At 70.6% G+C, this 7777-nt stretch carries 7 protein-coding genes; 3 read left to right on the forward strand and 4 right to left on the reverse strand.

What is annotated here, in order from left to right; translation table 11 throughout:
- Positions 1 to 295 precede the first annotated feature (295 nt).
- Complete coding sequence (locus tag FOE67_RS10680; RefSeq protein ID WP_323384677.1) at positions 296 to 1006, reverse strand: TMEM175 family protein; 711 nt, start codon at positions 1004 to 1006, stop codon at positions 296 to 298.
- Positions 1007 to 1732: 726 nt separating this feature from the next.
- On the opposite strand from FOE67_RS10680, the gene FOE67_RS10685 reads away from it, so the two are divergent.
- Complete coding sequence (locus FOE67_RS10685; protein ID WP_182662943.1) at positions 1733 to 2269, forward strand: hypothetical protein; 537 nt, start codon at positions 1733 to 1735, stop codon at positions 2267 to 2269.
- A 91-nt stretch (positions 2270 to 2360) separates the two neighbouring features.
- Here FOE67_RS10685 and FOE67_RS10690 read toward each other — a convergent pair whose 3' ends face one another.
- Complete coding sequence (locus FOE67_RS10690; protein WP_182662945.1) at positions 2361 to 2786, reverse strand: ester cyclase; 426 nt, start codon at positions 2784 to 2786, stop codon at positions 2361 to 2363.
- 71 nt (positions 2787 to 2857) lie between these two features.
- A complete protein-coding gene (locus tag FOE67_RS10695) occupies positions 2858 to 3973 on the reverse strand; it encodes a helix-turn-helix domain-containing protein (RefSeq protein WP_182662947.1) in 1116 nt (371 codons plus the stop codon).
- Between the two features lie 142 nt (positions 3974 to 4115).
- On the opposite strand from FOE67_RS10695, the gene FOE67_RS10700 reads away from it, so the two are divergent.
- Positions 4116 to 4727 (forward strand): hypothetical protein, encoded by a 612-nt coding sequence (locus tag FOE67_RS10700; protein ID WP_182662949.1) that lies wholly within the window; start codon positions 4116 to 4118, stop codon positions 4725 to 4727.
- Between the two features lie 114 nt (positions 4728 to 4841).
- Here the strand turns inward: FOE67_RS10700 and FOE67_RS10705 are convergent, their stop codons facing one another.
- Entirely contained in the window at positions 4842 to 6023 is a 1182-nt protein-coding gene (locus tag FOE67_RS10705) for an acyl-CoA dehydrogenase family protein (RefSeq protein ID WP_182662951.1), read from the reverse strand.
- Positions 6024 to 6173: 150 nt separating this feature from the next.
- On the opposite strand from FOE67_RS10705, the gene FOE67_RS10710 reads away from it, so the two are divergent.
- Complete coding sequence (locus tag FOE67_RS10710; RefSeq protein WP_228473747.1) at positions 6174 to 7643, forward strand: UDP-glucose dehydrogenase family protein; 1470 nt, start codon at positions 6174 to 6176, stop codon at positions 7641 to 7643.
- Positions 7644 to 7777: the final 134 nt, after the last annotated feature.

Here is a 7777-nt window from a genome sequence, read left to right on the forward strand (position 1 = left end):
CGCCCACCCGTTCTCTCCGACCGGACCGGGTCGTGCTCCGCTTCCCTCCGGAGACCCCTGTCCTTCCTCCCGTAACCGTCAACCCACCTTGCACCCGAAAGGGGTGAAGCTGCTTTCCGACTTCCCGCGAGGTCCGTGGAAGTCCGTCCCCATCCATGAACCCCTCGAGGGCCCGGAACCCCGGGGACAGCGGTGAGAGGGGGCGCCGGTGGTCCGGCCTGCTGTTTTCGGCGCAGGTTGAACCCTCCCGGCCGGAGTGGTCCGTCCCGGGGTGAGGAATCCGAGGGTCGGCGTGTCACGCGGACAGGCCGGAGGCGGGATCGTCGGCCTCGCCCGGGGCGGTGCGGGCCGCGCGGGTCTGCCGGGAGCCGATCCACCACTTGAAGGGGAGGATCAGGGCCCACAACAGCATCCCCGCACCGGGCGAGAGCAGGGCGAGCGGGATCGACGCGGCGAAGAGCGCGGCCGTGGCCCCCATGTCCAGCACCGCCAACCCCACCATGTCCCCGGGCACGCGGGGACGGGCGCGTTTCCGGGAGGACGACCCGGCGACCGCTTCGGGCGCCCGGGCCCGGCGGGCCCGCCACAACAGGGCCAGATGCACGCCGTTGATCGCCGCCATCGCCGCCGCGTACAGCACGACGGCCACCGACTCGCCACCCCCGTACTCCGCGAGCAGGGCGGTGGGAAAAGGCACGAGGGCGATCAACCCCAGGCCGAGCAGAACGAGGTGGACCGCCCCCGAGTCCAACCGGGGGAGGACCGTCAGCACGTAGTGCTGGTCACGCCAGAACTGCGCCAGTACCGCGAAGCTCAGCGCGTAGGCGCCGAGGTTGGGCAGGGTGTCGCGCAGTTCGGCGTGGAACGTCTCGGCGGACAGGCCCGGCGGCACCGACAGGTCGAGGACCAGCAGGGTCATGGCGATGGCGAACACGCCGTCGGACAACGCCGCGAGCCGTGCCCCGCCCCGATCGGGTCTCCCGGGGGCCGCCGGCGTCTCGTCCACGCCGTCACGGTAGGACCGGCCGGCGGCCGGGGCCCGCCCCCACCGGCGGACGCGCGCACCGCACCACCCGAACGGCGGGCGGGCGGGGGCGTCCGCCGCCGGTGATGCCCTTCGGGCAAGGCGACGGGTCCCCGCCCGCTTCGCCGCCCGGTCCACCAAGCCGGCGTCGATCCTGTTGACGCGGCGATCATCGACCCACACCAGCCCGACGTGGGGCAACAGCTTCCCGATGTCGGTCAGGACGTGTTTCGCGCCCGCCCGGTCCCGCACGGAGGCCGAGTGGACCACAGCCCGCAACACCGGCCCGCAGGTATCCACCAACAGATGCGCCTGCGGCCGCGCACCCGACCACGCAACGCATCATGCATCCGATTCCACGTGCCCTCGGCCGCCCATTCCCGAAACCACCGATGGGCCACATCCCACGGCGCCGGGTCACGCGGCACCATCCGTCACACACACCCACCGGCCGGCACGTACACCACCGTGTCCATGACCAGCCAACGCGGGAACCTCAACGGTCGCCCACCGCGACGCGGATCCCGAACCGGTGGCAGCGACTCGATCACCCTCCATCCATCACATCCAAGCAGTCGATCGGTTACCCAACACCTTCCAAGGGTTGGCCGAAACCGACAATCGGGCGGTTACCACCCCGGGACAATGACCGTCGAAAAATTCCGCGCGAGGGAGTCCGTCATCCTTTACTTAATTATCGCTTGTGAAGTGCTCTTCTGGGTTTTCCTGGTCGGTGGTCTGACAGCGCGATACGCCGCGGGCCTGCGGGTCCTGGGCGGTGCACTGCTGCTCTGCGTCCCCCTGATCGATGTCGTCCTGTTGGCGGCCACCGTCATCAGCATCCGGGACGGCGCCGAACCGACCGTCTGGCACGGTCTGTCGGCGGCCTACCTCAGCATGACCGTGGTCTACGGTCACCGCATCGTGCGCTGGGCGGACGCCAAGTTCGCCCGCCGCCACGGTGCGAGCGCCGCTCCGCCGCGTCCCACTCTCCACGGCCGTGCGGCCGTCGTCGACGCGTGGAGGTCCTGGTTCAGGTTTTTGCTGGCCTACGTGATGAGCGTCGCACTGATCTACGGTCTGGTGGTCCTGGCCGGCGGGCTCGACAGAGGTGCTCCGCTGCTCGTCTGGCTCAACCCGCTCACCAAGGTCCTCCTCTACAGCCTCATCTGGCCGGTGGTGATCACCATCTGGCCCGGCAAGGCTCCGGAACCGGCGTCGGACGAGGCCGCCGGGGCCGGTTGATCCCCGGCGGCCGTCCCATCGAGACGGAAGCGGCCCGCCGCCTCGTCGACAACCTCGAAGACGAGTGATCACCCGGTCACCCCACACTTTCTCAGGGACGATCACCAGGAGCGGGGACGGCGCCGAGTGACGTCATCAAGCCCATCACATCGGAGACGACCCAGTACTCGGCGAGGCGGTCGCCGGCCACGCGGAAGAGATCCTGTCCGACGAACGAGACCCGGGTGCCGGCGGGCGCCGTGGCACCGGGAACGCCTCCCCGATAGGTGCCGTGGAAGGTCCACCGCGCGGCGACCATGTCCGCCCCGAGGACCGGGCCGGCGTCCAGCGTCGTGTCGATGTCGGAGAAGAGTTCCCGGGTGCGTCGGATCTGCTCCACTGCCTCATCCGGGCCGTGCACGTCGAGGTCGGGCCAGTGGCCCCTGAAGTCCGGGGCGAGGATGTCCTCGGCGACCGCGAGATCACCCCGCCACAGGTCGAAGAGCCAACGGCGATACAGGCTTTCGGGAAGCGTCATCCCCTCATGGTGCACATCCCCGACCCGGAGGCCACGACGGACACGGTGGAGCGCTGTTCCCCACCGGGCGGTCACAAGGACCCGTCCCCGCCGATCTCGTCCATGAGCATTCGCAGGGTCAGGGAGTGCTTCTCGGGAGGAAGTCGATCGAGGGCGGAGCGGGCGTACGCGGTGCCGCCCGTTCGGTCCCCGGCCCGGGCGAGCATCAGCCCGCGATGCATCTCCAGGTGCGTGGCGAACCTCGGCAGCGACTCCGGCAACTCCCGATGAGCCGCCTCCTGTGCCTCCACCGCTCGCTTCTCCTCACCCAGTCGGGCGAGGAGCAGGGACATGAAGACGTTCATGCGCCACCAGGGCACCGCGTAGTCGCTGGTTTGTTCTCCCGAACCCGTGGCGTCGAAAACGCGCAGACCCTCCTCCATGAGGCTCAGGGCGGTGGCCCGATCCCCTCGGATGGCTGCCGCGTGGGCCTTGCCCATGATCGCGTTCAACAGCCCGAGAGAGGGTTTGTCGCTGATCGCCATGGCCTGATCGGCGAGCACGTCGGCCACGCCGAGAGACGCCCCCTCGTAGCCGAGGGCGATGGCCGCACGGCCCCGCACCCACACCCGGGCCCGGTCGTCCCCGGACTCGTCCGCCGCCCGGGCGGCCATGCGGTACCACGTCACGGCCTGCGAGCCGTCCGACCCCGGAAAGGTTTTGGCGTAGAGCGTCATCAGTCGTGAGGCCACCGACCACAGCCGGGGATCGTCGAGTTGTTGTTGCACCACAACCAGTTCCCCCGAGACCCGGCGCCGGATGTCCGAGGCTCCGAGGCTCATGTACTCCGTGCCGTACGCCGCCAGTTTCTCCTCCCAGTCCTCCGGGCAGGGGCCGCCGCGAAGCCGTGCGGCGAAGCCCGTGAGGAGAAGATCGGAGGCGACCACGGGGGCTATGGCGCCGGCGGCCGCGTCAGCGAGGAACTTCCGTCGCTTCACTTCACCCTCCAGTACGGCCAGGGGCACATCGAGCACAGCCGAGAGGCACCGCAGGTAGAACGGACCCGGCGCCACCTTGGAACGCTCCCACCTGCTGATGTACTCGCGGGTGAGGTTCGTGTCGAACGCGTGGTTCAGCTCCGAGGCGAGGCGGCCCTGACTCGATCCCCGTGCTTCCCGTAGGTCCTTGATCAGACACCCGATGGTCATGCGTTCATCCTGCCCCCGAACAGCTTACGGAAAGAGCCCACGTGGTGACAGCGGGTTGATTGCCCCTACTGATGCCCCTGGTGTGCCGGCGGAGTCACCGCGAAAGTGAAGTAACTACTCACGGTTCACGGGAGCGACACTCATGGTTACTTTCGGGTTGCTCGATGGCACCTCCGGGATGGTGGCACGGCGGAGGGCCATCCCCGGGTCGATCCGAGTCGACCCCACCACCGAAAGTTCCCTACTGGACGAGCGGTACGAGGCACTGAGGCGGCGGGTGCTGGAGCACCTGAGGGTTCTCGGCGAGGGCGCGGGAAGCCGGGCGGGTGGTGCGCGACCGGTGGCGGTCCCCGCCGGGTACTGGTGCGAGGCGGTGGCCCGGTGCGCCGACGGGGAGGGGGAGTGGCTGCTCGCCGGCCACTGCGCCGAGCACCCGACGGAGGCGCTGCGCTGGTTGCGCGACCGAGCCCGGCGGCTGGCCGACGCCCTGGACCCGCCGTGGACGGGCGAACTCCCCGCCCCGGAGCACGGTGGCCCCGGGGCCGGGTGGTTCCTCCGCTCTTGGTTGGGCGATCGGCGGCGACAGGCCGCGCAGGTCGCCGCGCTGACGGCCGGTCGGTGGATCGGGGTCGACGGGGTCGGGACGGACCGGGTGTGCGGAGGGCGTGAGGTCGAGGTCCGTTACACCCTCTCCTGCCGTCCGCTCCCGGTCCTCCGGAGGTGGGGCGACCCCGTGTCGGGGCTCCTCCGATGACCGGGCCTCACCGGCCCTCCGCATCCGTCGTCCCTCCCTCCCACACCGGAAGGCTCCCGACACCGCCGCGAACGGGCGGTGTCGGGAGCCGTGTGCCAGGGCGGACGGCGTCGGTTACGGCAGGTTGCGGGCCATGACGATCCGCTGGACCTGGTTGGTGCCCTCGTAGATCTGGGTGATCTTCGCGTCGCGCATCATGCGCTCCACCGGGTAGTCGCGGGTGAAGCCGTACCCGCCGAGGAGCTGGACGGCGTCGGTGGTGATCTCCATAGCCGCGTCGGAGGCGTAGCACTTGGCCGCCGCGCCGAAGAAGGTCAGCTGCTCGTCGGAGCCCTTGCCGGTGCCGATCGAGACCCGCTCGGAGCGGGCCGCCGCCGCGTAGGTCAGCTGACGGGCCGCCTCCAGCTTCATCGCCATGTCGGCGAGCATGAACTGCACGCCCTGGAAGTCGCCCACCGGCTTGCCGAACTGCTTGCGCTCGCGCACGTACCCCTTGGCGTAGTCCAGGGCGCCCTGCGCGATGCCCAGCGCCTGCGCGGCGATGGTGATGCGGGTGTGGTCCAGGGTCTGCATGGCGGTGGCGAAGCCGGTGCCCTCCTCGCCGATCATGCGGTCGGCGGGGATGCGGACGTTGTCGAGGTAGACCTCGCGCGTGGGGGAGCCCTTGATGCCGAGCTTCTTCTCGGGGGCCCCGAAGGAGACGCCCTCGTCGCCCTTCTCCACCACGAAGGCGGAGATGCCCTTCGAGCGCTTCTCGGGATCGGTGACGGCCATCACGGTGTAGTACTCGGAGACGCCCGCGTTGGTGATCCAGCGCTTCACGCCGTTGAGGACCCAGTGGTCCCCGTCGCGCACGGCGCGGGTCTTCATACCGGCGGCGTCCGAGCCGGCGTCCGGCTCGGAGAGGCAGTAGGAGAACATCGCGTCGCCCTTGGCGAGCGGCCCGAGGTACTTCTTCTTCAGGTCCTCGCCGCCGGAGAGGATCACCGGCAGCGAGCCCAGCTTGTTGACCGCCGGGATCAGCGAGGAGGAGGCGCACACCCGGGCGATCTCCTCGATGACGATGACGGTGGCCAGGGCGTCCGCGCCGGCGCCGCCGTACGCCTCGGGGACGTGGACGGCGTGCAGGTCGTTGGCGACCAGGGCGTCCAGCGCCTCCTGCGGGAAGCGGGCCTCCTCGTCGACGGCGGCGGCGTGCGGGGCGATCTTCGCCTCGGCGAGCGCGCGCACCGACTCGCGGAGCATCTCATGCTCCTCCGCCGGTCGGTACAGGTCGAAGTCTGCGGCTCCTGCCACGGCTCTCACTCCCCGGGAGATGTTCATGCTAGTGACCGTTAAGTAACCTGATTCTAGGAGGTCGGCCGGGACGGGGACAGGTGAGTTCGCCGACATCTCCGCGGTCTATGCTCGTGCGGCGCACACCCGATCGCATGTCCGGGAGACCACATGACCGCGTCCGCCACCCCCTCGTCCGGGGACCCCGGGGTTCCGGCACATCCCGGGGCGCCCGGCGCCGTGCCCACCCCCTCGGTGCCCCCGGCGGCCGACGCCCTGCCCGACGATGCCGCCCGCGTCGTCCCCCGGCTCACGGTCATCGGCACCGGATACCTCGGTGCCACGCACGCGGCGGCCATGGCCGAGCTGGGTTTCGAGGTGCTGGGCCTGGACGTGGTGCCGGAGAAGGTGGAGATGCTCTCCCGGGGCCGGGTGCCGATGTACGAGCCCGGCCTGGAGGAGTTGCTGCGCCGACACGCGGTCGGTGTCGAGGGCTCGACCGGCAGGCTGCGCTTCACCACCTCCTGGCGGGAGGTGGCGGACTTCGGCGACGTGCACTTCGTGTGTGTGAACACCCCGCAGCGGCACGGCGAGTACGCCTGTGACATGTCCTACGTGGACGCCGCGATCGACTCCCTCGCCCCGTTGTTGGAGCGTCCCGCGCTGGTGGTCGGCAAGTCCACCGTGCCGGTGGGCAGCGCGGCCCGGTTGGCCGATCGGCTGCGGGAGCTGGCCCCGGCCGGGGAGGACGTGGAGCTGGCGTGGAACCCGGAGTTCCTGCGCGAGGGGTTCGCGGTCGAGGACACCCTGCACCCGGACCGCATCGTGATCGGTGTCGAGCCCGGCGGTCGGGCCGAGGAGCTGCTGCGCCGGGTGTACGCCACGCCGATCGCGGAGGGTTCGCCGTTCGTGGTGACCGACCGGCCGACCGCCGAGCTGGTGAAGACGGCCGCGAACGCCTTCCTGGCGACGAAGATCTCCTTCATCAACGCCATGGCCGAGGTGTGCGAGGCGGCCGACGGGGACGTGGTGCGGCTGGCCGAGGCCATAGGACACGACGACCGGATCGGCGCCAAGTTCCTGCGCGCCGGGATCGGCTTCGGCGGCGGCTGCCTGCCCAAGGACATCCGGGCCTTCATGGCCCGCGCGGGTGAACTGGGCGTGGACCAGGCACTGACCTTCCTGCGCGAGGTGGACTCGGTCAACATGCGGCGCCGCGCGCACATGGTGGAGTTGACCCGGCAGGCGGTGGGCGGCTCGATCCTCGGCACCCGGATCGGTGTGCTGGGCGCGGCCTTCAAGCCGGACTCCGACGACGTGCGGGACTCGCCGGCCCTCAACATCGCCGGTCAGCTGCACCTCCAGGGGGCGCAGGTGACCGTGCACGATCCGAAGGCGACGGAGAACGCCCGGCGGCTCTTCCCGACCCTGACCTACGCGGGGAGCGCGGAGGAGGCGGTGCGCGGCGCGGACGTGGTGCTGCACCTCACCGAGTGGCGCGAGTACCGGGAGCTGGATCCGGTGGCGCTGGGGGAGGCGGTGGCGCACCGCCGGGTGCTGGACGGACGCAACACCCTCGATCCGGAGGTGTGGCGCAAGGCGGGATGGACCTACCGGGCGCTGGGCCGTCCGACGGTCTGAGCGGCGCGGTCTCCGCACGGCGGGGCCGCCCGGGGGCGGAAACGGAAGGGCCCGCCGCTCCCGGGCCCCGCACGGAGCGGGGTTCGCGGGGTGACGACGGGCCGGGGGAGCGGCGGGACCTGTCTCTTATACAA

The organism is Streptomyces calidiresistens (genome assembly GCF_014141525.1).
Taxonomy (GTDB): Bacteria; Actinomycetota; Actinomycetes; order Streptomycetales; family Streptomycetaceae; genus Streptomyces; species Streptomyces calidiresistens.

Bases quoted from the DNA above. Each gene is read 5' to 3' on its own strand.
- FOE67_RS10700 (WP_182662949.1), top strand. From the start codon at position 4,116: ATGGTTACTTTCGGGTTGCTCGATGGCACCTCCGGGATGGTGGCACGG.
- FOE67_RS10695 (WP_182662947.1), bottom strand. From the start codon at position 3,973: ATGACCATCGGGTGTCTGATCAAGGACCTACGGGAAGCACGGGGATCG.
- FOE67_RS10690 (WP_182662945.1), bottom strand. From the start codon at position 2,786: ATGACGCTTCCCGAAAGCCTGTATCGCCGTTGGCTCTTCGACCTGTGG.
- FOE67_RS10710 (WP_228473747.1), top strand. From the start codon at position 6,174: ATGACCGCGTCCGCCACCCCCTCGTCCGGGGACCCCGGGGTTCCGGCA.